This window comes from Sphaerisporangium rubeum, from assembly GCF_014207705.1.
Lineage (GTDB): Bacteria > Actinomycetota > Actinomycetes > Streptosporangiales > Streptosporangiaceae > Sphaerisporangium > Sphaerisporangium rubeum.
On record NZ_JACHIU010000001.1, the window covers coordinates 6,984,241 to 7,009,457 of the forward strand.

General features: G+C 69.4%; 22 protein-coding genes. 12 read left to right on the top strand and 10 right to left on the bottom strand.

Annotated features, from left to right (window positions below):
• The first annotated feature begins 311 nt into the window (after nucleotides 1-311).
• The 5 genes from BJ992_RS29615 to BJ992_RS29635 all read left to right on the top strand — a co-directional run bounded on the left by BJ992_RS29615 (nucleotide 312) and on the right by BJ992_RS29635 (nucleotide 2,935).
• Nucleotides 312-1,088: an ATP-binding cassette domain-containing protein gene (locus tag BJ992_RS29615; RefSeq protein WP_184986584.1), complete on the top strand. Its 777-nt coding sequence runs from the start codon at nucleotides 312-314 to the stop codon at nucleotides 1,086-1,088.
• Nucleotides 1,085-1,849, top strand: a complete 765-nt coding sequence (locus tag BJ992_RS29620) for an ABC transporter permease (protein ID WP_184986586.1) — start codon at nucleotides 1,085-1,087, stop codon at nucleotides 1,847-1,849. The genes BJ992_RS29615 and BJ992_RS29620 overlap by 4 nt, the downstream gene beginning before the upstream one ends.
• A 78-nt stretch (nucleotides 1,850-1,927) precedes the next feature.
• On the top strand, nucleotides 1,928-2,254 hold the full coding sequence (locus BJ992_RS29625) for a PadR family transcriptional regulator (protein ID WP_184986588.1): 327 nt from the start codon (nucleotides 1,928-1,930) through the stop codon (nucleotides 2,252-2,254).
• Complete coding sequence (locus tag BJ992_RS29630) at nucleotides 2,251-2,607, top strand: DUF1048 domain-containing protein (protein ID WP_184986590.1); 357 nt, start codon at nucleotides 2,251-2,253, stop codon at nucleotides 2,605-2,607. The genes BJ992_RS29625 and BJ992_RS29630 overlap by 4 nt, the downstream gene beginning before the upstream one ends.
• Before the next feature lies 1 nt (nucleotide 2,608).
• The gene (locus BJ992_RS29635) at nucleotides 2,609-2,935 is read left to right on the top strand and encodes a DUF1048 domain-containing protein (protein WP_184986592.1); all 327 of its coding nucleotides are present in this window, start codon (nucleotides 2,609-2,611) and stop codon (nucleotides 2,933-2,935) included.
• 91 nt (nucleotides 2,936-3,026) lie between these two features.
• On the opposite strand, the gene BJ992_RS33420 is transcribed toward BJ992_RS29635, so the two are convergent.
• Entirely contained in the window at nucleotides 3,027-4,598 is a 1,572-nt protein-coding gene (locus tag BJ992_RS33420) for a PQQ-dependent sugar dehydrogenase (protein WP_246496817.1), read from the bottom strand.
• A 903-nt stretch (nucleotides 4,599-5,501) separates the two neighbouring features.
• On the opposite strand from BJ992_RS33420, the gene BJ992_RS33425 reads away from it, so the two are divergent.
• The 5 genes from BJ992_RS33425 to BJ992_RS29665 all read left to right on the top strand — a co-directional run bounded on the left by BJ992_RS33425 (nucleotide 5,502) and on the right by BJ992_RS29665 (nucleotide 11,955).
• Complete coding sequence (locus BJ992_RS33425) at nucleotides 5,502-6,839, top strand: poly(ethylene terephthalate) hydrolase family protein (RefSeq protein WP_246496818.1); 1,338 nt, start codon at nucleotides 5,502-5,504, stop codon at nucleotides 6,837-6,839.
• A 189-nt stretch (nucleotides 6,840-7,028) separates the two neighbouring features.
• Entirely contained in the window at nucleotides 7,029-7,679 is a 651-nt protein-coding gene (locus BJ992_RS29650; protein ID WP_184986596.1) for a HEAT repeat domain-containing protein, read from the top strand.
• A gap of 17 nt (nucleotides 7,680-7,696) precedes the next feature.
• Entirely contained in the window at nucleotides 7,697-8,701 is a 1,005-nt protein-coding gene (locus BJ992_RS29655; protein WP_184986598.1) for a HEAT repeat domain-containing protein, read from the top strand.
• A gap of 42 nt (nucleotides 8,702-8,743) precedes the next feature.
• On the top strand, nucleotides 8,744-11,320 hold the full coding sequence (locus BJ992_RS29660) for a LuxR C-terminal-related transcriptional regulator (RefSeq protein WP_184986600.1): 2,577 nt from the start codon (nucleotides 8,744-8,746) through the stop codon (nucleotides 11,318-11,320).
• A 62-nt stretch (nucleotides 11,321-11,382) separates the two neighbouring features.
• Nucleotides 11,383-11,955, top strand: coding sequence for a carboxymuconolactone decarboxylase family protein (locus tag BJ992_RS29665; protein ID WP_184986602.1), 573 nt, complete (start codon nucleotides 11,383-11,385; stop codon nucleotides 11,953-11,955).
• Nucleotides 11,956-12,041: 86 nt separating this feature from the next.
• Here the strand turns inward: BJ992_RS29665 and BJ992_RS29670 are convergent, their stop codons facing one another.
• From BJ992_RS29670 to BJ992_RS29680, 3 genes are all read right to left on the bottom strand, one after another.
• Nucleotides 12,042-12,359 carry a hypothetical protein gene (locus tag BJ992_RS29670; RefSeq protein WP_184986604.1) on the bottom strand — a complete coding sequence of 106 codons (318 nt, stop codon included), beginning with the start codon at nucleotides 12,357-12,359 and terminating at the stop codon, nucleotides 12,042-12,044.
• Between the two features lie 155 nt (nucleotides 12,360-12,514).
• Nucleotides 12,515-14,047: an acyl-CoA synthetase gene (locus tag BJ992_RS29675; RefSeq protein ID WP_184986606.1), complete on the bottom strand. Its 1,533-nt coding sequence runs from the start codon at nucleotides 14,045-14,047 to the stop codon at nucleotides 12,515-12,517.
• 13 nt (nucleotides 14,048-14,060) lie between these two features.
• Nucleotides 14,061-15,407, bottom strand: a complete 1,347-nt coding sequence (locus BJ992_RS29680; RefSeq protein WP_184986608.1) for an MFS transporter — start codon at nucleotides 15,405-15,407, stop codon at nucleotides 14,061-14,063.
• 190 nt (nucleotides 15,408-15,597) lie between these two features.
• On the opposite strand from BJ992_RS29680, the gene BJ992_RS34455 reads away from it, so the two are divergent.
• A complete protein-coding gene (locus BJ992_RS34455) occupies nucleotides 15,598-16,425 on the top strand; it encodes a PaaX family transcriptional regulator (RefSeq protein ID WP_343072928.1) in 828 nt (275 codons plus the stop codon).
• 58 nt (nucleotides 16,426-16,483) lie between these two features.
• Here BJ992_RS34455 and BJ992_RS34055 read toward each other — a convergent pair whose 3' ends face one another.
• Nucleotides 16,484-17,851, bottom strand: a complete 1,368-nt coding sequence (locus BJ992_RS34055; protein ID WP_184986609.1) for an extracellular catalytic domain type 1 short-chain-length polyhydroxyalkanoate depolymerase — start codon at nucleotides 17,849-17,851, stop codon at nucleotides 16,484-16,486.
• A 243-nt stretch (nucleotides 17,852-18,094) separates the two neighbouring features.
• On the opposite strand from BJ992_RS34055, the gene BJ992_RS29695 reads away from it, so the two are divergent.
• Entirely contained in the window at nucleotides 18,095-18,565 is a 471-nt protein-coding gene (locus BJ992_RS29695; protein ID WP_343072929.1) for a MarR family winged helix-turn-helix transcriptional regulator, read from the top strand.
• A 57-nt stretch (nucleotides 18,566-18,622) separates the two neighbouring features.
• Here the strand turns inward: BJ992_RS29695 and BJ992_RS29700 are convergent, their stop codons facing one another.
• The 5 genes from BJ992_RS29700 to BJ992_RS33440 form a co-directional block, all read right to left on the bottom strand.
• Nucleotides 18,623-20,704 (bottom strand): CotH kinase family protein, encoded by a 2,082-nt coding sequence (locus BJ992_RS29700; RefSeq protein WP_221475033.1) that lies wholly within the window; start codon nucleotides 20,702-20,704, stop codon nucleotides 18,623-18,625.
• A complete protein-coding gene (locus BJ992_RS29705) occupies nucleotides 20,695-21,525 on the bottom strand; it encodes a polyphosphate polymerase domain-containing protein (protein WP_221475034.1) in 831 nt (276 codons plus the stop codon). Before BJ992_RS29705 ends, BJ992_RS29700 begins: the two co-directional genes overlap by 10 nt.
• The gene (locus BJ992_RS29710) at nucleotides 21,522-22,118 is read right to left on the bottom strand and encodes a DUF4956 domain-containing protein (RefSeq protein ID WP_343072930.1); all 597 of its coding nucleotides are present in this window, start codon (nucleotides 22,116-22,118) and stop codon (nucleotides 21,522-21,524) included. The genes BJ992_RS29705 and BJ992_RS29710 overlap by 4 nt, the downstream gene beginning before the upstream one ends.
• A gap of 440 nt (nucleotides 22,119-22,558) precedes the next feature.
• Nucleotides 22,559-23,947, bottom strand: a complete 1,389-nt coding sequence (locus tag BJ992_RS29715) for an extracellular catalytic domain type 1 short-chain-length polyhydroxyalkanoate depolymerase (protein ID WP_184989302.1) — start codon at nucleotides 23,945-23,947, stop codon at nucleotides 22,559-22,561.
• 25 nt (nucleotides 23,948-23,972) lie between these two features.
• Complete coding sequence (locus tag BJ992_RS33440) at nucleotides 23,973-25,073, bottom strand: ricin-type beta-trefoil lectin domain protein (RefSeq protein WP_184986611.1); 1,101 nt, start codon at nucleotides 25,071-25,073, stop codon at nucleotides 23,973-23,975.
• Nucleotides 25,074-25,217 lie beyond the last annotated feature (144 nt).

A 25,217-nucleotide genomic window follows, 5' to 3' on the forward strand; every position in this document is an offset into this window, starting at 1 on the left:
CCGGGACGCCGCGCCGGCGGCCGCGGCGCCGCTGTCCCGGCTCGGTGGGGAGGACGTCGCGCCGATCGCCGCGAAGTTGACATCCGGTGCGTCCCGGATCAGTTCCCTCCTGCTCCAGCCGTATCGCTATTCAGTGTTGCTACATACCGGTAGTCAGTGTTACTTTGTACCAGTACCTAGCAACACTGGTTAGCGGGAGAGAAGCATGCTTGCCGCGGCCGGGATCGTCCGACATCGCCATTGAGGCGCCGCATGGCGCCGGTTCGGCGGCGCTGTCGAGTACGCCGGCGGATGAGCAGACAGGAGCAGGTGTGACGACACAACAGTCCCCGGCGATCCAGGTGAACGGCCTGGAGAAGTCGTACAAGGAACTCAAGGTGCTGCGCGGTGTGGACTTCAGCGTGGCGCGGGGTGGCATCTTCGCTCTGCTCGGCTCCAACGGCGCGGGCAAGACCACGGTTGTGAAGATCCTTTCCACGCTGCTGCGGCCTGACGCCGGGACGGCTCGGGTGAACGGCTTCGATGTCGTGACCCAGGCCGCGGACGTACGCGAGTCCATCAGCCTCACCGGACAGTTCGCGGCCGTCGACGAGATCCTCAGCGGGCGGGAGAACCTCGTGCTGGTCGCACGACTGCGGCATCTCAAGAACCCCGGCACGATCGCCGACGACCTGCTCGAACGCTTCTCGCTGACCGAAGCCGGCGGCAGAAAGGCGTCGACGTACTCGGGTGGCATGCGCCGTCGCCTCGACATCGCGATGAGCCTCATCGGCGACCCGCCGGTCATCTTCCTCGACGAGCCGACCACCGGTCTCGACCCCCAGGCGCGCATCGAGGTCTGGCACGCCGTCAAGGAACTCGCCGTCAAGGGCACCACGGTACTTCTCACCACCCAGTACCTGGACGAGGCCGAACACCTCGCCGACCGGATCGCGATCCTTCACGAGGGCCGGATCATCGTGAACGGCACGCTCGCCGAACTCAAGCGGCTCCTCCCGCCGGCCAAGGTCGAGTACGTCAAGAAGCAGCCGACCCTGGAGGACGTCTTCCTCACCCTCGTCGGATCGAAGACAGAAGGACGATCATGAGCAAGCACTTCCTCGGCGACACCACCGTCCTGCTGGGACGTTCCCTGCGTCACGTCAGCCGCAGCCCGGACACCATCATCACGACCGCGGTCATGCCGATCGCCATGATGCTGATGTTCGTCTACGTGTTCGGCGGCGCGATCGACACCCGATCGGGCTCGTCGTACGTGAACTACATGCTGCCCGGCATCCTGCTCATCACGGTCGCCTCCGGTATCGCCTACACCGCCTACCGGCTGTTCATGGACATGAAAGGTGGCATCTTCGAACGCTTCCAGTCCATGCCGACCGCGCGGTCGTCCGTGTTGTGGGCACACGTGCTGACCTCGCTGGTCGCCAACCTGATCTCCCTCGTGGTCGTGGTGCTCGTCGCCCTGCTCATGGGTTTCCGCACGGGGGCCGGACTGCTCGCGTGGCTGTCGGTCATCGGCATCCTGGTCCTGTTCACCCTGGCGCTGACCTGGATCGCCGTCATCCCCGGCCTGTCGGCCAAGACCATGGAAGGCGCGAGCGCGTTCTCCTACCCGCTGATCTTCCTGCCGTTCCTCAGCTCCGCGTTCGTCCCCACCGACACCATGCCCACCGTGGTGCGGGTCTTCGCCGAGAACCAGCCGGTGACCTCCATCGTCAATGCCATCCGCGACCTGTTCGCGGGGCAGCCGGTCGGTGACGACATCTGGATCGCCCTGGCCTGGTGCGCCGGCATCCTCGTCGTCGCGTACGTCCTCGCCATGAACACCTATCGCCGCAAGATCTCCTAAGGACCCCTCAACTCTGTGTAATCGTGTAGCGGTATTCGGCGGCACCGAGTACCTGGAAGGGACGGAAATGGACCCACGATGGACAACCTGACGGAGATGCTGAAAGGGACACTTGAGGGCTGCGTTCTCGAAATCATCGCGAACGAGGAGACCTACGGGTACGCCATCACGCGGCAGTTGAACGAACTCGGCTTCGCCGACGTCGTCGAGGGGACGGTTTACGCCATCCTGCTGCGGCTGGAGAAGAACGGGCTCGTCCAAGTGACGAAACGACCGTCCGGCCTGGGCCCGCCGCGCAAGTTCTATGCGCTCAACGACGCGGGCCGCGAAGAACTCTCGACGTTCTGGGAGAAATGGGAGTACATCACAGCACGGATCAGCAAGCTCAAAGGAGGCGGCAGATGAATTTCTGGGAGACCATCACAGGCAGCGATATCACCAGGGAATGGAAAGCGTTCGACGTACGGGCCGCGGTGTTGCCGGCCGACCACCGAGCTGCGTGGGAAGAGATCAAGGGGCATGTTTCTCTGTACTCGGACTTCACCGGCCGGAACCTCACGCCGATTCTCGACGGTGCTCTGGGGCTGCTCGAAGAGACGTCGTCCGATGGGCAGAGCGTTCACGAGGTGCTGGGTGACGACATCGCGGGCTTCTGCGCGGCGCTGGCCGGCGGCGAAGGAGCACGGAGCTATCGCGACCGGTGGCGTGAGCAGTTGAACAGGAACGTCGCGAAGAAACTGGGCCGGCTGGGAGGCTGAAATGGGCATCCAGGACATCATTGAAGGCAAGAAGCAGTGGCGAGCGCACATGGCGCGGGTCAAGGCGCTCCCGCCGGACTACCAGATCGTCTACAAGGAGATGCAGCGGTACTTCTTCAAGGTCGGGCCGGTCGGACTGACCGACGGGTCCCTGCTCTCGGGGATCGTCGACTTCTTCGAGGAGGGAGCGGCGGCCGGCAAGGGGGTCCTGGAGGTGGTCGGCGACGACGTCGCCGCCTTCTGCGACGACCTGATCAAGGACTCGCGCACCTACGCGGAGATCTACCAGGAGTCCATCAGCCGGAGACCCGGCACGGCGGAGAAGTGAGACCGTGACCCCACGGCGCCAACCCTGGGCCGGTTTCCACGGCCTCGGGCCGGAGTGGACCGGCCCGAGGTCTTGAACGGTGCGGGGTTGGTCAGCTGGTGACGGCGCAGGCGTCTTTGTTGAGGGTGAAGCGGGTCGGTAGGGAGGCGTCGCCTGTGTGGCTGGCCAGGTAGCCGATCGAGACGCTGCGGCCTGGGGAGATGGAGGCGTTGTAGGTGGCGTTCGTGGCGGTCACCAGGTTGCTGCCTTGGGTCAGGTCGGTGTTCCAGTCGGAGATCACGGTCTGGCCCAGGGCCAGGGGGAAGACCAGTCTCCAGCCGTCGATCGGTGTGGTGCCGGTGTTGGTGATGGTGATGTCCACGGTCATTCCGGTGCCCCAGGCCTGCTTGGTCAGTTTGAGGCGGCAGGTCGGCGCGGCCCGTTCGAACGACACTCGGTGGAGTCCGCCGGGGAGGTCGTTGACCACGTAGAACTCGCCTCTCGGGGTGGTGCCGAAGGCGGTGACCTGGGTGGGCATTTCGCCGATCTCGGCCTGGAGGTAGCCGCCGCGGCCGTCCTCGCGCAGGGCCCATACGGTGGAGGAGCAGTAGTCGGTGGCGATGTAGGTGCCGCCTACCAGGTCGGCGAACTGTTCGCCGCGGTACACATGGCCGCCGATCACGGCGCAGCCGCCGGTGTACGGGGTGTAGGTGAGGACCGGCTTGGTGTACTGGACGTCGGATCGGCATTGGGCCTGGTCGAAGATCTCCAGGCCTTCGTAGCAGGACCAGCCGAGGTTCGCGCCGGCTTGGCGGCCGGCTTTGAGGTGGTCGATTTCTTCCCATCTGCCTTGGCCGACGTCGCCGATCCACATCGAGCCGTCGGCGCGATCGATGGAGAAGCGCCAGGGGTTGCGCAGGCCGTACATCCAGATTTCGCCGCGTGCGCCGGCACGGCCGACGAACGGGTTGTCCGAGGGGATGCAGTAGGCCAGGGAGCCGCATCTCCGGTTCACGTCGATGCGCATGATCTTGCCGAGGAGGGTGTCCAGGCGCTGGCCGCTGTCGAAGGGGTCTCCGGCGGCGCCGCCGTCGCCGATGCTCCAGTACAGGTAGCCGTCGGTGCCGAAGGTGAGCTGGCCGCCGTTGTGGTTGTCGTACTCGGCGTGTTCCTGGGAGAGCAGCGGTTCGAGGCGTGCTTCGTTCAGTCTGTACCGGGCCAGGGTCACCGCGCCGGCCGGCAGCGCGGTGTAGGCGAGGTAGAGGTTGTGGCTCTGCGCGAAGTCAGGCGCCAAGGCGATGCCGAGCAGTCCCCGTTCGTTGCCGGACTGGTCCACCGACGCCGTGATGTCGATGATCGGGTCCTGCGCGAGGCCGGTGTCGGGGTGGTAGACACGCACGGTGCCGCGCTTCTCGACGATGAACAGCCTGTTCGTGCCGTCGTCGGGTGCGGCGATGGCGACGGGACGTCGCAGGCCGAAGGCGACCTGGGTGGTGGTCGCGTTGATCTCTTCCAGCGGTACGGTGGCGGCGCGGGGTGCCGGCGCGCCGCTGCCGGCGACGGACGCGGCGGGGACGGATGGGGGTGTGGCCGCGGCAGCCGGTGGGGTGAACGCGATAGCGGGGGCGAGCAGTGGCAGGGACAAGGTGAGCAACGCGCGGGCTGCCCAGCGATTTCCTGACAAGTCGGGCTCCAGAGACGGGTTTCGTCGGGGTCTGGAGCGCGTCCAAGCTCGCACACGTCCGGCTCGGTCGCATTCCGCTCCTGGACGGCCGGAGTACGACGCCGATCGCACAGGCTCCATGCTCTGACGCGCCCGGACCGGACGGTATCGGCTGGCCGCCGTCACAACCAGGCTCGCGGCGGCGAGTCCCCGTCTCGCGAAGCGGCAACGGACCGCTGTGGCGCTTTCTTCCGTCCTTGACCGTGGACGATGCGAAAGTCCTTCGGGACGGGCCGCCACCGGATTCATGAAACGTACATCGCCATGGGGAACCGAAATGCCGCGGCCGAGCGCATCCGAAGGTTGTGGTCGAAAGGGCTCGAGAAAACGACGTCGCATCGGTCGAGGTCGTGACCGAGCGTCGCCGGCGCACCGATCCGGACGGGCTTCCGCTGCCGGCCGTACCAGGGGGAGTCGACCGGCCCGGTCGTCGCGTCCGATGCCGTGGACGGGTGAAATTTTCACCACAAGTTTCTCGTCGCCACTGTGCGCCAAGCTTGATATGCCAGATGGACGTCCGAGGCTCCTGGCCCCGTCTTCACCGGTACTCGGCAGCCGTTGACAGGGGCTTTCTCCTCATATTTGCTCTTTCGCACCGCCTCAGTCAGCCGAGGAGGAGGAAAAGGCGGGGATTGGTTGTGAGCGCTAACAAAGTGTGGCGCGGCAGGTCGGCGTCCGTACGTCCCCGAAACCGGCCCTGCGTTTCTCTCCTGACGAACTGCCTCGGCCATGGCCGGACATTCGGCTTCCTCGGGATGCGCGGAAGCGGGACCCCGACGCGGCCAGGGTCGTCGGCCGCGGATTCCTCGACGCCGGAGACGGCGCCGCAAGTGCATGAGTGGAGGAACGCTAGTGCTTCGACGTATGAGTGAGTCATCGGCGCCTGACGCCGGTGGCGGGCCGCGTACGCGGCCCGGGTCCGCGAGATGGTCGGCCGGACGCGTCATGGCCGCGATGGTGGCCATCCTAGGGCTGCTCACGGTGACCATCGCCACCCGTCCGGCGTCGGCCGCCGACAATCCCTACCAGCGCGGCCCCGATCCGACTCTGGCCAGCGTCGCGGCCAACAGGGGGACGTTCGCCACCGCGCAGCTGAGTGTGCCGGGGGACGGGTTCGGCAGTGGGGTCATCTACTATCCGACGGATACCAGTCAGACATTCGGTGCGGTCGCGATCGTGCCTGGGTACTCCGCGCTGTTCTCTGTCGAAGAGGCGTGGATGGGGCACTGGCTGGCGTCGTTCGGGTTCGTCGTGATCGGGATCGAGACGATCAGCCGGAGCGACAGTGCGGACGCCAGGGCTACTCAGCTGCTCGCCGCGCTCGACTATCTGACGCAGCGGAGTTCGGTGCGCAGCCGGGTGGACGCCAGTCGGTTGTCGATCATCGGTCACTCCGCGGGTGGGGCCGGTGTCCTCACGGCGGTGTTGCGGCGGCCGACGTTGAAGGCCGCGGTGGGGCTCGCGCCGGGGTCGCCGGTGGGGAACTACAACCTGTCGAGCGACCGGGTGCCGACGATGTTCATTTCTGGACAGCGGGACACGACGGTTTCGCAGTCCTATCTGAATGGGATTTATCCCACTATTCCTGCCAGCACGCCTAGCGCCTGGGTGGAGCTGACCGGCGGGGACCACCTGTTCCCGACGCGGGCCAACACCAACATGATGCGGGTGCTGATTCCCTGGTTGAAGATCTTCGTCGACAATGACACGCGGTACACCCAGTTCCTGTGTCCGTTGATGGATTCCAGCGGGATTTCGATGTACCGCAACAAGTGCCCGTACGTTCCCACGTCGCCGTCTCCCTCGCCGAGTACGTCGCCGTCGCCGTCCGTCAGCCCGTCGCCTTCGCCGTCGGCGAGTCCGTCGCCGTCGCCGTCGCCGTCCACCAGTCCGTCGCCGCAGCCCTCGGGTGCCTGCAGCGCCACTTACCGCACGGTGAACTCGTGGTCCGGCGGCTACCAGGCCGAGGTCACGGTGACGGCGGGCAGTTCGGCGATCAACCGGTGGAGCGTCAGATGGACGCTGAGCAGCGGTCAGTCGATCTCGCAGGTGTGGAACGGCACGTTGAGTGCCGGCGGGTCCTCGGTGACGGTGGCGAACGCCTCGTACAACGGGTCGCTGCCGGCCTCCGGCACGACGACGTTCGGTTTCCTCGCCAACGGCGCTCCGTCCACCCCGACCCTGACGTGCACCAGCCCGTGAGCACAGGCGGCCCCGTCGGAAAGCGGGCCGCGGTGGAGTGAGCCCTTGGGCCGCGGTGGGCCAGGCGGTGCCGGCAGTTCGTCGTCCCCGCCTGGCCCACCGCGTTTCTCTCCGGAAACCGACGTGCCGCTTGACCTTGACACGGTGACAAGGTCTTAGCTCGTCACTGTGGCCGTCGAGGGAGAGAGAATGATCATGTCGGACGAGGACGCGACGCGGGCTCTTCACGCGCTGGAAGGGGACTCATCGGCACGGCTGCAGGCGGCGCTGGCGCTGGGTACGGCGCCGGATCCGCGGTATGTCGGGAGGCTGGTCGAGCGGTGCGCGGTCGAGCCGGATTTCTATGTACGGGACATGCTCACCTGGGCACTGACGCGGCATCCGGCGTCGGTGACGGTGCCGGCGCTTGTGGCCGAGCTTCGGTCGGAGCGTGCTCAGGCGCGGAGTCAGGCGTTGCACACGCTGTCCAAGATCGGGGATCGGGGTGCCTGGCCGGCGATCACCCGGGAGCTGCTGACGGACGACGAGGACGAGGTGAAGCGCAGCGCCTGGCGAGCGGCGGTCGTGCTCGTGCCGGAGAATGAGGTGGGTGAGCTGGCCGCGGTGCTGGCCACGCAATTGGGCCGGGGACAGCGAGAGACGCAGCTCAGTCTCAGCAGAGCACTGGTCGCGCTCGGTGAGGTGATCGTGCCGGTGCTTCAGGCCGCGGCGAAGGATCGCCGACCTCGGGTGCGGCGGCACGCGGTCGCCACGGAACGGCTGCTGAACGATCCCGATGCCGGGTTCGAGTTCGCGATCGAGGAGGCGAAGCGCGTCGTGGCCCTCGGCACGGACGCCTAGGAAGAGGTGAGAGCGCGGTGCTGATCGGTGAGGTGGCGCGGCGGTCCGGGGTCAGTGCCCGCATGCTCAGGCACTACGAGTCCCTCGGCCTGGTGCGGCCGACCGGCCGTACCGGGTCCGGTTACCGGGAGTACTCCAGCCAGGACATCCGGCGGATCTTCCACGTCGAGAGCCTGCGGTCCCTGGGGTTGTCGCTGGCCGAGGTCGGCCAGGCGCTCGACGATCCCGGTTTCACGCCGTCACGACTCGTCGAGAACCTCATCCGCCAGACGCGGGAACGCATCGCGCGAGAGACCGAACTACTCACCCGGCTCCAGCGGATCGGCGCCGCCGAGCCGTCCGGCTGGGAGGACGTGCTCCAGATCGTCGCGCTCCTGCAGGCCCTCGGCTCCGACAGCGCCGCGAGGCGCCAGCGCGCGGCCCTGTCCTCCGCCGAGGAGGGCTCGTTGCCGGTGGAGGCGCTGGTCGAGGCGACACTGAAGGAGAACGACCCCCACGTCGCCGGAGCTCTCCGCTGGGCCCTCGCGCGATCCGGCGAAGGCGGCCTGGCCCTGCTGGCGGAGGGCCTCGAATCGCCGGTACCCGAGGTGCGCAGGCGTGCCGTCCAGAGCATCGCCGAGGTCCCGGACGGGGAGGCGACCGCGCTGCTGGAGCAGGCGCTCACCGGCTCCGACATCGTGGTCCGCAGGTGCGCGGCCCTGGCCCTCGGCGCGCGCGGGGTGGCCGACGCGGTCCCGGCACTCATCGACATGATCGTCGACGGTGCGAACGACGTCGACGCGGCCGACGCGCTCGGCACGCTCGCGGCCGATCCCACGCTGGGGGACCAGATCGGCACCATGCTCGTCGACCGCCTCGCGGCCGGCGCCGCCGACGCGTCCGTACGCCGGCGGCTGACACAGGCGCTCGCGGACATCCCGGGAGCCACGACGACACGTGCTCTCGCGGAGCTGTCACAGGACGAGGACCGTGCCGTGGCGCTCACCGCGACATATCTGCTCAAGCTCCGGCAGGCCGTGTAGGCGGCGTTCACCTTTGCCGTGCCGCCTCCTACCATCGGCGAGGTGGAGCTGTGGGAACGTTCGGGGACGCTGGAACTCCTTGGTGGGCTGCTGGCGGAGAGCGCGCGTGGTGGCCGGGTCGTGGTGGTCGGCGGGGAGGCGGGGGTTGGGAAGTCTGTGCTGGTCGGGGAGTTCGTGCGGCGGTTCGGGGTGGGGGTTCGGGTGTTGCGTGGAGGGTGTGATCGGCTGGTTACGCCTCGGGTGCTCGGGCCGTTGCGGGACATCGGGCGGCAGGTGGGTGGGGGGCTCGCTGAGCGGTTGGCGGGTGGGGCTTCGCGGGAGGAGGTGTTCGGGGGCTTTCTCGATGTGATCTCGGGGCCTGGGCCGCGGCCGGTGGTCGTCGTCGAGGATGTGCACTGGGCCGATGAGGGGACGCTCGACTGGCTGGTGTGGTCGGGGAGGCGGATCGCGCAGGTGCCGGTGTTGTTCGTGGTGACGTACCGGGATGACGAGGTGGGGGCCGATCATCCGTTGCGTGGGGCTCTCGCGGCGTTGCCGAGTTCGGTCACGCGGCGGGTCTCGCTGGCGCCGCTGTCGCGGGAGTGCGTGGCGCGGGAGGCGGCCGGGGCCGGGTGGGACGCGGAGGTGGTCCACCGGTTGTCCGGCGGTAATCCGCTGCTGGTCACGGAGCTGTTGAAGGCGGAGAGGCGGACGGTGCCGCCTACTGTTCAGGACCTGATCCTCGATCGGTTGCGGCGGCTGCCGCCGGGGGCCGCGGATCTGGCCAGGCTGGTGTCGGTGGTTCCGACGCGTGCCGACGGTGTCATCGTGGCGGACGTTCCTGAGCTGGTCGACGTGTGTGTCGACGCGGGGGTGCTCGTGCCTTCGGGGGACGGGGTGGCGTATCGGCACGAGCTGTTGCGGGAGGCGGTGGAGGACGCGTTGCCGCCGGCGCGGCGCGCGGCGCTGCATCGGCGGGTACTCCGGCTGCTGGCCGGCGCCGAGGGGGTCGACCCGGGCCGGCTGGTGCACCACGCGACGCGGGCCGGGGATCACGCGGCGGTGCTGCGGTACGGCCAGGTCGCGGGGGCCGAGGCGGCCAGGCAGGGGGCCCATCGGGAGGCGGCGGCGCACTACCGGGCCGCGGCGCCGCACGTGGAGCGGTTGCCGGCGGCTCGGCGTGCGGAGTTGCTGGAGGAGTACGCGTTGCAGGCGTACCTCGCGGGGCTCGCCGAGGAGGGGCTGGGTGCGCGGCGGTCGGCGCTCGCCGTGCGGGAGGAGTCGCGGCAACCCGGGGCCGCGGGTGAGAACCTGCGTTGGATCTCCAGGCTCGCCTGGTGGAGCGGGGACACGCGAGCGGCTTGGGAGGCCGCGGTGCGAGCGGTGGCGGTTCTCGAGGCCGAGCCGCCTGGCCGGGCTCTGGCCATGGCGTACAGCAACCGGTCGCAGCTTCACATGCTGGCGGGGGACGGCGAGGAGGCGGTCGTGTGGGGTGAGCGTGCGCGTGACCTCGCCGATCGGCTGGGGGACGCGGAGACCTCGGTGCATGCCGCGATCAACGTGCACACCGCTCGGCTGCTGGCGGGGGACGGGTCGGCGGCGGGGCTGAGGGACGCGCATGAGCGCGCGGCGGGGCTCGGGCTCGCGGATCACGCGGCGCGTGCGCTGGTGAATCTGGCGACGACGCTGGTGCAGCTCGCCGAGTACGACGCGGCGGCGCCGGCGGTCGAGGAGGCGCTGGCCTACGCGGTCGAGCAGGATCTCGATGGTTATGTCCAGTATCTGCTCGGGGTGCGTGCGGGGGTTCGGCTGGTGCGGTGCGACTGGGCCGGTGCGCTCGCGGACGCCGACGCGGCGCTCGACCGGCCGGTGCGTGCGGGGGTGGCCGTGGTGCCGGCGCTGCTGGCCAGAGGCCGGATCCAGGCGGCCCGCGGTGCGCCGGAGGCGCGGGCCACGCTCGACGAGGCGGCGCGGCAGGCGAGGCGCACCGGGGAGGTGCAGCGGGTGTGTCCCGTCGCGTCGGTCAGATCCGAGTATTTCCTGATGTACGGGGACAGAAGGCGTGCCACCGAGGAGGCGCGGATCGGCCTGGAACCGGCGGTCGCGGCGCGACACCCTGTGTACGGCGGTGAGCTGGCCTACCGGCTCTGGCGTGCGGGTGGCACCGAGGTCCCCGGCGGGGTGGTGGGGCCGTACCGGATGATGATCGATGGTGACTGGGCCGGTGCCGCCGCGGAGTGGATGCGGCGTGGAGCGCCGTACGCGCGTGTGGAGGCGCTGGCGGACGGGGACAGGGACGCGGCGACTGAGGCGCTTCGGGTGCTGGACGGGCTCGGTGCGGTGCGGGTGGCGGACGACGTGCGGGCCCGGTTGCGGCGGCGGGGGGTGACCGGGGTGCCGCGTGGTCCTCGGCGCGCGACGGCCGCCAATCCCGGCGGGCTGACGCCGCGTCAGGCGGAGGTGCTCGCGCTGCTGGCGGAAGGGCTGTCCAACGCCGAGATCGCGGGTCGTCTGTCGTTGTCGGCGAAGACCGTGGATCATCACATCTCCGCGGTGCTGGCGAAGCTCGGGGTGACCAGCCGGGGTCAGGCCGTCGCCGCGGCGCACCGGCTGGACCTGCTCGGTGGGTCGGCAAATTAGGGAGTTCTCCCGAGTCGCGGGACCGGTGCGGGGCCGTAGCGTGCCAGGCGGAAAGGAAAGACATGACCTACCTGAGCACACCGGACCGATCGCCTCTTTACGACGCCGCGCTGGCCGCGCAGGGCTACGTCCCCAACTATCTGCGCGTCTTCGCGCCACGGCCCGAGGTGTACGAAGCCTGGCTGCGGCTCGGCGAGACGGTGCGGTCCGGCATGGACCTGAGGCGCTACGAGCTGGTCACCCTGGCGGCGGCCCGGCGGCTGGGTTCGGCGTACTGCGGCCTCGCGCACGCGGCCGTGCTGCTTGACCGTTTCTACGGCGAAGCCGAGCTGCGCGCCATCGTGGCGGACCACGGCGACGCGGGCCTCGCACCGGTGGACGTGGCGGTCATGGACTTCGCCGGCCGCGTCGCCGCCGACCCGGCCGGGGTCGCGGAGGAGGACGTCGCGGCGCTGCGGGGGCACGGCGTGGCGGACGACGAGATCCTGCAGATCGTGCTCGCCGTCTGCCTGCGCCGTTTCTTCAGCGGGGTCCTCTCCGCGACCGGCGCGGCACCTGACCCGGTGTTCGACACGCTGCCCGGGGATATCAGGGCCGCGGTCGGCGCAGGCGAAGGTGCCGCGCACGGGACATGAGGCGCGGTGTCCGACACGCCGCCGAGGACATCAGGGCCGCTGCCGGAGCAGGCGAGGGGGCCGCGCGCGCGACGTGAGGTGGGTGGTCAGTCCTGGCCGGCGCGTACCTCGGCCAGGTAGGCGCGCAGTTCGCGGCGGGCCTGGCGGCGGGAACGGCGACGGGTCTCACGGCAGTAGTCGGACCACTCCAGGAAGCCGCCTCGGGTGAGGTTGCCGATGATGTACAGAGGGGACGAGGCCCAGTGGCAGCCGGTCCGGTGGCGGTCGAGGGCCACGCTGTCGCGGGTGATCTCATCCGGCAGGGTGCAGGGGCCGTAACGGTGGTCGTGCCGGGGCTTACTGGTGATCATCGGCTGGTCGGCCAGACGCACCCACCAGGGACGCGTCTTGTCGGTCTTGCTCATACGGGCACCTTTCGGCTCCGTGACGCCCCGGGCTGGGGCCGTCACTAGACCGGGTGCACCGTGATCACCTCCGTGGTGTGCGAGCAAGATTTCCACTCAAGACGGTACCGCGCGTACGGCGGACGTGCGCGCGGAGCGGACGAACGGCCGCCGGATCAGCTGATCCGGTCCGGCGGCAGGGGACGGGTGCGGAGGTCGGGCTTACGGATCTTGCCGGAGCCCGTTCTCGGCAGGGTGGACACGATGTCGTAGTACACCGGGATCTTGTACTTGGCGAGGCGGGGGCCGAGGAAATCGCGCAGGGTCCTCGGTTTGAGCTCGTGGTCCTCGCGGGGGACGACGAACGCGCGGCCGACCTCGCCCCAGCGGCGGTCGGGGACGCCGACCACGGCGACCTCCGCCACCGACGGATGCTCCGACAGCACGCTCTCGACCTCGGCCGGGTACACGTTCTCGCCGCCGGAGATGTACATGTCCTTCAGGCGGTCGACGATGTAGACGTGCCCCTCGTCGTCGACGGTGGCGACGTCACCGGAGCGGAACCACCCGTCGGCGGTGAACGCGGCTGCGGTCGCCTCGGGTGCGTTCCAGTAGCCGGGGGTGACGTTGGGGCCGCGGACCTGGACCTCACCGGGTTCTCCCGGTGCCACGGGGTCGAGGTCGGGGCCGACCACGCGGACGTCGGCGAAGAAGACCGGCACACCGGCGGAACCGGCCTTGCGCACACTGTCCCCCGCTTCGAGGAACGTGGCGCCTGGCGCGGTCTCGGTGAGGCCGTATCCCTGGCAGAACACCAGGCCTCGCTCCTGGTAGGTGTGGATGAGCGAGACGGGGATCGGCGCTCCCCCGGACATCAGGGTGCGCAGCGAGGACAGGTCGGCGCGCGGCCAGCGTGGGGACGCGGCGAGCGCGGCGAACATCGCGGTGACGCCGAACATCCAGGTCACGCCGTGCCGCTCGATGAGGTCGTAGCAGCCGTCCACGTCCCACGACGGCATGATCACCGAACGGCCGCCTTTGAGGAACGTCGGCAGCAACGTCTGGTTCAGCGCCGCGACGTGGAACAGCGGCGCGCTGACCAGCGCCACCTCGGTGCTCGTCACGTCCACCCCGACGAGCAGGTTGTAGCAGTTCCACACCAGGTTGGCGTGGCTGAGCGTCGCACCTTTGGGCCGTCCCGTGGTGCCTGAGGTGTAGAGGATGAGCGCGGGGTCGCCGAGCATCACGTCGACGTCGATCGGTGCGGGGTCGCCGCCGGCCATCCAGGTCTCGAAGTCGCGCTCCCCCGGTGCCGGCGACGTGAGCGCCACGACCGTGCGCGGCGGCGGCCCGGCGAGGCCGCGTACGGTCGCCGCGCACTCAGGCGCGTACACCAGGACCGAGGCCCCCGAGTGCTCCAGCATGTAGGAGATCTCGGGGGCCGCGAGCCGCGCGTTCAGCGGGACGAACACCGCGCCGAGCATGTGGGTCGCGAACATGGCTTCGGCGAAGGCCGGGTGGTTCGGCCCGAGGTAGGCGACGCGGTCCCCCGGCCGCACCCCGTCGGCGCGCAGCCGCGACGCCAGAAGTGTCGTCCGTTCGAAGACCTGCGCGTAGGTGACGTGCCGGTCGGCGAAGACGAACGCGGTGCGGTCCGGGCTCATCTGGGCCCGGCGGGCCGGCCAGCTGCCGAGTCCCGCGTTGCGCATAGGCGCTCCTTTGTCAGGCGGAGGACGGCTTGGCCGCCAGGGTCTCCGTCCCCGGCGCGACCGGGGAGACCGAGGTCAGGTCCTGGCTGCGGGTCTCGCGGAGCGCGAGCACGCACCCCACGGTCAGCAGGCAGCAGGCGGCGATGATGACCGAGATGGTCGTGGTCGACGTGCCGCCGCTCGAGGCGTCGATCTGCGCGAACAGCAGCGGGCCGAGGCCCGCGCCGAGCCCGGCGATCTGGTAGCCGAGCGAGGCGCCGGTGTAGCGGCTGCGGGTGGCGAACAGCTCGGTGTACAGCGCGGCGAGCGGGCCGAACATCATGGGGTGCAGGACGGACTGGCCGAGGATCAGCGCGATGGTGAGCAGCGCGGCGTTGCCGGTGTTCACCATCGGGAACAGGACGAAGCCGAACGCGGCCATGAGCACCGCGCCGGCCAGCACGACCGGCCGCCGGCCGACCCGGTCCGACAGCGCGGCCCAGCCTATGATACCGATGACCGCCAGCGCCGACGACAGCGTGAGGCCGTTCAGCACGGTCTGCCGGGTGAAGCCGGTGCGCACGCCGTACGCGATGAGGTAGGTGGTCAGGGTGCCCTGGGCCACGAACGCCGCCAGGCCGACACCGGCGCCGAGCAGCAGGGCCTTGGGGTGGTTGCGCAGCACGTCGAGCAGCGGCACACGGGTGGCGCGGCTCCGCTCCGCCTCGAACACCGGGGTCTCCTCGACCCGGAGCCGGACGAACAGGCCGATCCCGAGCAGGACGACGCTCATCAGGAACGGGATGCGCCAGCCCCAGCTGAGGAACGCGGCCTCCGAGAGAGTGGCCGCGGTCAGGGTGAGCGCTCCGGTGGAGAGCACCATGCCGAACGGCGCGCCTGCGCTGGTGAAGCTGGCCCACAGGCCGCGTCTGGTGGTGGCGTGCTCGGCGGACATCAGCACCGCGCCGCCCCACTCACCGCCGACCGCGATGCCCTGCAGGACGCGCAGCACGACCAGCGCGACGGGGGCGAGGACGCCGATCGCCGCGTAGGTCGGGAGGAGGCCGATGAGGGTGCTCGCGACACCCATGAGGATCATGGTGATGACGAGCATGCGCTTGCGGCCGAGCCGGTCACCGAAGTGGCCGAAAAGCACTCCGCCGAGCGGCCGGGCCAGGTAGCCGGTGGCGAACGTGCCGAAGCTCGCCAGCGTGGCGTTCAGCGGATCGAGCGTGGAGAAGAAGACCTTGCTGAACACCACCGCCGAGGCCGTGGCGTACAGCAGGAAGTCGTAGTACTCGACGACGCTGCCCAGGAAGCTGGACGTGACCGCGCGCCGGAGTTGGATGCCCTGGGGGGAGGTGACTGATGGGTTCGGCATGACCGGGCTCCTATGTCTGGGGACGCGACCCGAGCAAACGCTTTCTCGACCCGGAGGCTAGGCACCTTCGTGACGGCCGTCAATAGTTTGCTCAGTATGCGCCTCTACCTGGCCGCTCAAGCTCCCGCGCGGAGCCCGTACGGCCCTTGCCGCCGGTGTGCGTCACATCGGCGGACCGTAACCTTTTGGGGTGAGTTCCAGCGAGGAGCAGATCGCGCCGTCTGTGCGCCCGCAGTCCCTCATGTTCAGCTTCCTCGGCATCTACGTGCTCGGACGCGGCACGGCCGTGCACTCCGGAAGCGTCATCGACGTGTTCGCGCGCCTCGGCGTCTCCGAGGAGGCCGTGCGCTCGACGTTGGCTCGCATGGTGAAACGGGACCTGCTGGTACGGCACCGGCGGGGACGCAAGGTGTACCTCGGGCTCACCTCGCACGCCGCGCAGGTGCTCGCCGACGGACGCAGGCGCGTCTGGGAGACCGGTGTGGTGAACCGGTCCTTCGACGGCACGTGGACGCTCGTCGGGTTCTCCCTGCCGGACAGCAGGCGCAGCACGCGGCACGACCTGCGGTCCCGCCTGGTCTGGGACGGCTTCGGGCCGCTCCAGAGCGGGTTGTGGATCGCTCCCGGAATGCGGGACGTCACCGAGATCCTCGCGCCGCTGGACCTCGGTGACAGCGTGACGGTGCTGACGGCGCGGGCCCTCGCGCCGACCGAGGCCGCCGACCTGGTGCGCAAGGCCTTCGACATCGAGCAGATCGCCGGCCGGTACCTCGCCTTCCTCGCGCGCTGGGACACCGGCCGGCCGCTGCCGTCCGCGCCGGACGACCTCGCGCGCCAGCTCCTGCTGCACACCGACTGGCTGCAGCTCGTCCGCCAGGACCCGCACCTGCCGGCCGAGCACCTGCCGGCCGGCTGGCCGGCGATCCGGGCCGAGCAGGTGTTCCACGCGCTGGCTCACGAGTACGAGCCGCGGGCCGGGAAGCTGGCGGACGCCGTGCTCGACGAACTCGCCCTGTGACCCGCGGGGGTGGTGCGAGCCCCGGGCCGGGGGCTCGCACCACTGAGGGGTCCGCGGTTCACGAGCAGGGGGTGCCGTTCAGAGCGAACTGCGCGGGTGAGTTGTTGGTGCCGCTGTAGGTGCCCTGGAAACCGAAGGTCGTCTCGGCCCCTGGAGCGATGGTGGGGTTGTAGGAGACGTTGCGTGCGGTCGCCTGCGTACCCGACTGCGTCACCGTGGCGTTCCAGGCGTTGGTGACCTGCTGGTTACCCGGCCAGGTCCAGGTGACGGTCCAGCCGTTCACCGTGGCGGTGCCGGTGTTGGTGACGGTGACGTTGGCGGTGAAGCCGTTGTTCCAGGTGTTCGGGACGTAGGTGGCGCGGCACGTGCCACCGGTGGTCGGCGTCGGGGTGGGGGTCGGCGTGACCGTGGGGGTCGGGGTGGGGGTCGGGGTGGGGGTCGGGGTGGGGGTCGGGGTGGGGGTCGGGGTGGGGGTCGGTGTCGGTGTCGGGGTGGGGCTGGGACTGGTGCTGCTCAGGCCGAAGAAGTCGATGGCGCGTTGGGCCATGCCGGTGGAGGGGAGGCTGTGGCCGGCGCCTTGGACGGTGATGGCTTCGACCTTGACGTTGCCGGAGCTGTCGGCGTAGCTGCGGCGGTTCCAGTTGGTCTGGATGGTGTCGGTCCTGGTGGGGGTCTGGCTGAGGCCGTGGACGTTGGTCCACTGCTTGACTTCTTCTTCGAGTTCGGAGTAGGCGACGACGTTGTCGCTGGTGCCGTGCCAGGCCTGCATGCGGGGCCAGGGTCCGCGGAAGCTGGGGTTGGCGTTGCGTGCGCGGTCGCCCCAGGCCTGTGCGCTGATGTTGACGCAGGGTGCGGAGTTTCCGCCGGGTGAGTAGGCGGCCTCGTTGGGGAAGCAGGTGAACGGTACTCCCATGAACGCGGCGCCGGCTTTGAAGACCTCGGGGTAGAGGGCGAGCATGGCGTTGGTCATCATGGCGCCGGAGGAGCTGCCGGTGGCGTAGACGCGGCCGGGGTCGCCGCCGCGGTTCTGCTGTACCCAGGTGATCATGGACATCAGGGACACCGGGTCGGTCTGGCCGCCTCGGACCTTGGAGGCTTCGGACCAGTTGTCGAAGCAGTTGCCCTTCTTGCTGGCGGAGGGGTAGATGACGATGAAGCCGTAGCGGTTGGCCAGGGTGGCGAACTCGCTGGAGGAGTAGAAGCCGGGGCCCGATCCGCCGCAGGGGTGCATGGCCAGGATGATCGCCGGGTTCGTGGGGCGGTTGTCCGGGATGTACACGTGCATGCGCAGGTTGCCGGGGTTGGCGCCGAAGTTGGTGACTTCGGTCAGTGTCGCGGCGGCGGCGGGGTGTGTGAACACCAGGGCCGCGACAGCGGACAGCAGCACGGCGCCGGCGCCTGCCAGCGCGGTGATGATTCGCTTCATCCGCTCTCCTCTGCTTGGACGATGGGGGATCTTGACTGCCTGGTGTGCGGTGCCGCGGCACGTGCCCGCGCACGAGGACTCACCGCCTGCCGGTATAGAAGTGCGCCAACCCCGCGTCAAGGCGTCGCCGTACGGTCGGCGAGCGCCTCGGGTCAATGCCCTGCATATCAAGCTACTTGTTATCAAGTAGCTTGATATAGCCGCGAAACTTTCAGCCATGGGACCACGGGTTATGGTCTTCCGGTGACCCCGCGTCGAACCACTCGCCCTCGCCTGTCCACCGCGCAGGCGCCGCGCCTGAGCTACCTGGTCTACCGCCTGGAGCGCCGCATCCGGGCCCACCTCGACGACGCCCTCTCCGAGCTCGGTGTGACCACCCCCGCCTATATGGCGCTGAGCGAGCTGCGCACCCGCGACGGGGTCTCGTCGGCGGAGCTGGCCCGCATCGCCTTCGTCACGCCGCAGGCCATGAACCTTGTGGTCCGTGACCTGGAACAACGCGGCCTCATCCGCCGCGATCCGCACCCCGGTGGCGGCCGTGTCCTGTGCGCGCGCCTCACCCGTGAAGGGCTGGCCCTGCTGCGGCGGTGCGACCGCCTGCTCGACGACATCGAACAGGCCATGCTCGCCGAGATCGACGCGCCGACCCGCGAGACGCTGGTGAACGGCCTCACCGTGTGCGCGCGTGCGCTGCGGCCCGACACGCCGGTCTGACCCGCGTGGCGGCGCGCGTACCCGGCATGAATCTTTCCGGGTACGCGCGCCGCGCCGTCAGCTTCCCGCGCAGGTGAGTGCGGGCCTGCCGGGGGTGGAGCTCGCCGAGCCGAGGAATCCGAACGTGGTGCTCGCGCCGGCCGCGAGGGAACCGTTGTAGGAGACGTTGCGCGCGGTGACCGCCGTCCCCTGCGTCGTGAGTGTCGTGTTCCACGCCTGGGTGACGGCCTCGCCGTTCGCGAGCGTCCAGGTCACCGTCCAGGTGCCGATCGGCGTGGCACCCGCCGTGACCTTGACCTCACCCTGGAAGCCGCCGGACCACTGGTTGACCAGCGTGTACGTCGCGGTGCACCGGGCCCCGGCGGTCGGGGTCGGCGTGGGGGTGGGGGTCGGCGTCACGGTCGGGGTCGGTGTCGGGGTCACGGTCGGTGTGGGGGTCGGTGTCGGGGTCGGTGTCGGGGTCGGGGTCGGTGTGGTGACCGCGCCGCCCCAGCCGGCCGTGGTGTCGAGCCAGGCCGCGCGGCGCTGCATCCAGTCGCGCATGGCCTGCACCTGGCCCTGCCAGGTCGACGCGGTGGGGGTGATGAAGAAGGCGACCTGGCGGCTGGTCAGGTTCGGCCAGCGCTGGAAGTTGCGCTGCGCGGCGTTGGTCAGCGGCCTGCTGAGCGCGTCGATCCTGGTCTGCAGGGACGCGTCGGACAGGATGCCGCGGCGCAGCGACTGCCAGCGGGCCCGCACCTCGTTGAGGAAGGCCGGGTCCCGGACGAGCTGGATGAACCAGTCGTTGGCCGACGGCTGCCGGGTCTGCTGATACTGCCAGCCCGCGATCTGGTCGTTCTGGAAGAACCCGCCGACGCCGAACGTGAGGTCGAAGTCCCACAGCGGCCCGGCGAAGATCTTGGTGCCCCGGTCCTTGTGGAAGTAGGCGCTGCGGATGTACGCGTCCATGCCTCTGCTGAACTCGTTCATGATCAGGTAGTCGATGAAGGACGGGACGTCGATGTAGGCCCGGTAGCCGGTGGCGGGATCGGCGAAGTTCGGTGCGCGCAGGACGTTGTGGAACTCCTGCAGATACCCGCGCAGCCATTCCTTCTGCTGAGAGTTGAGCGGGTCGGGGTCCACCACCTCCAGGTAGTTCCAGCAGGTGGCGGACTGGCCGGTGCACGGCAGCGTCGGCTCCTCCGCGGCCATCCACTCGAACTTGAAGATGTACCCGCCGGTGATCTTCGGCAGGGTCGTGTCGTCCTCGTCCAGTTGCTTCAAATCGAGACGGTTCTTGCTGTTCTTGATCGTCTCGACGAGCATGTAGACACCCATGTAGTCGTTGCTCCCGACCGGCGTGGCGTCGGTGTTCAGGTAGAACTCGACGAACGCGTACCGCGGCGCCTTCAGGCCCATCTCCCTGCCGAGGTCGTACGACAGGGCCTCCCTGATCAGCGACTTGTCGGGGAACGGGCCGCGCAGCACCCAGTCGGAGTCGGCCGGCATGCCGAGCACCGGATGGTCGGCGTCGTCATCGTCGTTGTCGCGGAACTCCAGGCGGTACGGGGCCTTCTCGAACGAGGCGGACGACTGGCCGCGCAGGTGGAAACCGGCGCGGGTGGCGAGCGCCGGCGCGGCGCCGAGTGTCGTCGTCCCGCCGGCCGGCGGCTGGAAGAGCATGGCGGCGGCGTCGAAGTACTCACGCGCGGGCTTGCCGGCGCCGTAGGAGTCGAGCACGAGGACCGGCAGGTCGTGCGCCGTGGTGACGTCACGGGCCACGTACATGGCGGTGCCAGGCGCGCCGGACGCCGTCGTGCCGGTGAAGGCCTGGGCCCGCAGCTGGGTGGTCCTGGTGAACCGCAGTGGCGTGTCCTGGTAGAGCGCCGAGGAGGCGGTCGGCAGCCGGCCGTCGGTGGTGTAGCGGATCTGGGCCCCGCTGACGGTGGTGCTCAGCGACACCGACACCTGGCTCTGGAAGGTGCCGCTCGGGACCGAGAAGGTGATGTCCCCGGTCAGGTCGGCCGCGGCGGTGCTCGCGGCCGAGACGTGCGGCTGTTCGGCGGTGGCCGGTGACGGGGTGAGGAGCGCCGCGACGATCGTCGCGGCGACCGCGACCCTCGCGGTGCGGCCGCCGTGGCGGCGGGGGATCAGACGCACGATGCCTCCTGTTCGGGCCGGGGGGAGAGTGCCGGCGCCGGGGTCGCCGGCGCGATGGTGCCGCGGAAGTGGCGGCGCAGCGTGCGCCGCCACGGGCCGTCCGGCAGGTCGAGGCGCAGAGCGGCCAGGCCGGTGGCGTACTTGGAGATGCGGGCCGGCCGCGTCCCCGCGCGCCACAGCACGCGGTCGACCGGTGTGGCCGCCGAGGCCGACTTGGTCTCGACGACGGCGACGCCGGACAGCCGCAGCGTGGCGCCGCCGTACCGCCAGGCGAGGTCGGTGTCGATGGTGACCCTGCTCTCGGATTCCGGCAGCAGCAGGGTGGCGCGGCGGTACTCGGTGACGAGAACCGGGTCGAGCGGGGTGCCGGTGGCGAGGCCGAGCGACTCGCGTGCGAGCACCTCGTCGACGAAGCCGCGTCCGGGGTGGACGGTCTCGCCGTCGCGGGGGTCGTAGAGCAGGCGATGCTTGGTGACGCTCCCCCGCGCGCCGTTGATCTTGACTTCGAGGCCGCACTGGCCGGAGTCGAGGTAGGTGCGGGTGCGGACCTTGAAACGCCGCCGCCTGCGGTACGCCGCGTCGTGATAGCTCGCGAGCCACGGCGTGTCGAAGTACACCGACCGGTACTGGAAGACGCGCGCGCCGTCGATGTCCAGCGCCTGCGCGTACGGCGCGACCTGTCCGAGCAGCGCCGGCAGGACCGCCTCGGGGACCAGGTACTTGCGGTCCACCCGGGTCTGCAAGGCGGCGCGTTCGACGAGCTCGGCGAGCCCGACCGGCGCCAGCCCCGCCAGGGCCTCGACGGGGAACGCCGCGGTCACGGACGTGCTCCCGTGCGCGCGGGTTCGGCGGTCACGAGACGTTCCGACCGCGCGTACCTGACGTCGACCACGGTGGTCTCGTTGACCAGGTCGAGCCGCTGGACGGTGACGGCGTGCACGCGTGCGTCGAGCAGTTGCTCAAGGTGCGCCACCAGCGCGACGTGGTCGGTGATGGCCGAGTCCAGCACCAGGATCTGGTGCCGGTAGTTCCGGAGCAGGCGCCGGTGGTCGCCGAGGAACATCACCACGAGGATGAGCGCCATCAGTCCGCCGCTGAGCCACACCGCGGTGGTGCTGAGCGCGCCGAGTATCCCGAGGGCGAGGGCCGAGAAGTAGTACGCGACCTCGTGCTGGTCCAGTTCGGTCGAGCGCAGGCGGATGATGGACAGCACGCCGAACAGCGCCAGCCCGAGCCCGAGCCCCGCGCCGGCGTTGCTCGCGCTCAGCGCGCTCGCCACCGCGAGGACGCCGACGTTGACCCCGAGGTAGGCGACGACCAGGTCGCGGCGACGGTGCCGGGGGAAGTAGAGACCGAAGACGAGCAGGACCACCGCGCAGATGTCGACGGCGAACAGGACGAGCTGTGAGATCACGTTCGGTCCTCCTGAGCCATTGGGGACAGGTCAGGCACCGCACGCTTCCTCGGCGCGGGTCCACCAGGAAGCGCGCGCCGAAACTTTCATGCGAGGTCATAAAGTTTCGGGAATCGACTCGACACCATAAGTTCCAGAAAGGTGACCAGTCAATGAACGTGTGTCGAACTCCCCACGTGCACGCGTTCACATTCCGGCGTACCGGCACCGCTTCTTCGGCAGCTCGGACGCGGACATCCTCTTCTGTGGCCGCTCTCGCACGACGGAGCGGACGACGCGTAACGCGTCGTCCGCACGGCTCGGGAGGGTGAAAATTTCGTGGCGCCTAGAAGACGTGCGAAAAAGACGGACCACCGCCACCTTCCCCTGGTGGCGGTGGTCCGTCGTCGTCACCGGCCGGCTGAGACCGCCCAGGCGCCTGCCGGTGACCGTTCAGAGGGTCATGCCGGGAAGGTCCACTTCTGGTTGTTGCCTCCGTGGCATGAGTACAGCTGCAGCAGGGTGCCGTTGGCCGTTCCGTTGCCCGCGGCGTCGATACACAGGTTCGACTGCACGCCGGTGATGCTGCCGTCGGAGTTGAGGCGCCACTTCTGGTTGTTGCCGCCGTGGCAGCTGTAGATCTGCACCCTGGCGCCGTTGGCACTGCCGCCGGCGTCCAGGCACTTGTTGCCGTAGACCCGGAACTCACCGGAGGAGTTGAGGGTCCACCGCTGGTTGGGGTTGGTGTGGCAGTCCCACAGGGCCACCTGGGTGCCGTCGGTGGTGCTCGATCCGGGTACGTCCACGCAGCGGCCGGAGCCGACGCCTCTGATCCTGCCGGTCGCGTCGCCACCGGTCGGCGTGGGGGTGGGGGTGGGGGTCACGGTGGGGGTGACCGTCGGGGTGGGGGTCGGGGTCGGGTCCGGCGTGGAGGAGCCGTCGAGGCCGAGGAAGGCGATGGCGTAGGCGAGTTGGCCGGTCATGGGGAGTTGGTGGCCGACGCCGCTGATGCTGATGCCTTCGATGGTGGCCTGGGTGGTGGTGGTGCCGTAGCGGGTGCGGGTCCAGTTGGACTGGGGCCGGTCGGTGAAGGCGGGGGTCTGGCTCAGGCCGTGGAGGTTGGTCCACTGCTTGATCTCTTCGCCGTAGTTGTTGTAGTGGAGTGTGGTGTCGGTGGTGCCGTGCCACAGCTGGATGCGGGGGTAGCGGCCGGTGTAGCCGGGGTACATGGCGCGGGCCTGGTCGCCCCATTGCTGCGCGGTCTTGATGAGCTGGCCGCCGGAGCACTGGCTGTTCCACAGTGATCCGTTGGTGGTGGCGAAGCAGCCGGCCGGGACGCCGGAGTAGGCCGACGCCGCGGAGAACACGTCGGGGTACTGGGCCGCCAGCACGTTGGTCATCATCGCGCCGGAGGAGAACCCGCTGACCACGATGCGGCCGGGGTCGACGTTGTAGCGCTGCCGCGCGTAGGAGACCATCGACATGATGCCGGTGGAGTCGCTGCCGCCGTCGCGGCGCAGCGCGGCCGGGGTGGACACGTCGAAGCACTTCTCGCTGCGGGTGGCCTCCGGCAGCACGATGATGTAGCCGTACCGGTCGGCCGCGGTGACGAAGTCGCGGCCGTTGCCGTTGAAGATCGCGCTCGCCGAGCCGCTGCAGTAGTGCACCAGCAGCAGCAGCGCGGGCCGGGCCGCGACCCGGTCGGGCACGTAGATGTACATGTTCAGGTTCGTGGGGTTGTTGCCGAACCCGGTCACCCTGGTCAGGGACGCCGCCGTGGCGGGCCCGGTCCCGAGCATGACGATCGCGGTCACCAGCGGCAGGACCGCGGCGAGGATCACGCCGAGCATTCTTCGCACGATGACTCCTTCCGCGTCAGACGCGCGTCCAGCGCTGGTTGGTACCGCCGTTGCACGACCAGATCTGCAGCTTGACGCCGTTGGCGGTCGAGTAGTTCGGCGCGTCGAGGCACTTGTTCGCGCCTACCGCGGTGATGCTGCCGTCACTGTTGAAGCGCCACTTCTGGTTGTTCTGGCCGTTGCAGTCCCAGATCTGGACCTTGGAGCCGTCGGCGGTGGCGGCGCTGGCCACGTCCAGGCACTTGTTGCCGTACACGCGCAGCTCGGTCGCGGCGGTGGAGGTCCACTGCTGGTTCGTCTGGCCGTTGCAGTCCCAGATCTGGACCTGCGTGCCGTTGGTCTGGGAGACGTTGGCGACGTCCAGGCACCGGTTGGAGCCCACACCGCGGATCGCGCTCGTCGTCCCCGTCGGAGGAGTCGGGGTCGGGGTCGGCGTGGGGTTGCCGCCGCCGGGTTCACCGATGCTGCCGGAGACCGACTGGAGTGCGCGGTACCAGGTGGCGGCCATCTTGTCGTAGCCGCCTGCGGTGGGGTGGATGCCGTCGATGAGGTCGCCGGTGGTCAGCGCGGCGTGCATGTCGACCAGGTGGACCTTCTTGCCGCTGTTGACCTTGCCCTGCACGATCCCCGGGATCTGCGCGTTGAAGTTGCGCGCCGCGTTCTCCTGACCGGAGTTCGACAACGGGATGATCGTCGCCACGAACACATCCGCGTTCGGCACCGTGGAAGTGATCTTGTCGATCAGCGACGACAACCGGCCCGGCGCACCACTGACGTTGTAGTTCTGCAGAATGTCGTTGGTCCCGATGTGCAACAGCACCGACCGCGGGTTCTGCGTCCGCAGCCACCCCTGCACATTCGCGTCGATCTGATCGATCCGCCACCCCGGATGACCCTGATGATCATGATCACCCAGACTCGACGGACCGTTGAACTGCGACCCCACGAAATCCACCGTGTACCGGCCACTCACCAGCCGCTGCCACAGCCCGATCCGGTACCCACCAGGAACCTGCGTCCCCTCGGTGATCGAGTCACCGAGCGGCATCACCCTCACCCCGCCGTTGGACTCCGCGGCGGCGACACCCGCACCGGAAGCGACCACAGTGGCGGCCATGAGCGCCACAGTCAGCCGTCGTCTCCACCCACGCATAGAGTTTCCCTTTCGCAGGCTTGTTAGCGCTAACACTCAGTAATGAGACGCGCTCACCGATATTGGACATGTTGGCTCGTGATTCCACACGAACCGTGGAGGGAAATG